Source organism: Mesorhizobium sp. BHbdii (genome assembly GCF_053848045.1).
The window spans coordinates 1-520 of sequence record NZ_JBSPKX010000128.1 but is presented as its reverse complement, the minus strand read 5'-3'; the positions used below and the strand labels follow the sequence as shown (position 1 = coordinate 520).

General features: G+C 63.7%; 1 protein-coding gene. It reads left to right on the top strand.

What is annotated here, in order from left to right; genetic code table 11:
* Nucleotides 1-64 precede the first annotated feature (64 nt).
* Nucleotides 65-520: oligopeptide/dipeptide ABC transporter ATP-binding protein (locus ACWTU8_RS32215; RefSeq protein ID WP_455851301.1), on the top strand; the 456-nt coding region annotated here is incomplete at its 3' end.

The window sequence follows — 520 nt, the reverse complement described above, 5'->3', positions numbered from 1 at the left end:
TCTGAGCGTGGCGGCTACGCTGGCCGATCGCGTCCTCGTTCTGTACGCTGGACGTATCGTTGAAATGGGCTCTATGCAGGACGTCGCCCGCAATGCCGCCCACCCCTATTCCGCCGGCCTGCTCGCAGCTCGATTCGATCTGGACACTGATCGACGGCGCCCACTCCCCACGCTCCCGCCCGAGCGCTCGCCCTCCATAAATGTCGAGAACGCCTGCGCCTACGCGACTCGCTGCCCGATCGCCCAGGCAGATTGCACGGCGATCCGCCCGCCGCTGCAGCCTGTTTCCGTCCACGGTGGCGCAGTTGCCTGCCTTCACCACGAACAAACGCCACTTCTCTCAGCTCAGCGCGCTTATGCGAAACCATGGCCCCCCCAGGCGATCCAGGAAACCGCGGCCCTAAGGCTGTCCAACATCGGAAAAACATATCCGACAGGCCCCCGATCGTTTTGGGGACGGCGTCAACCGCAGCCCGTTCTTAAGTCGGTCAACCTCTCGATCAAGCTTGGCGAGTGCGTG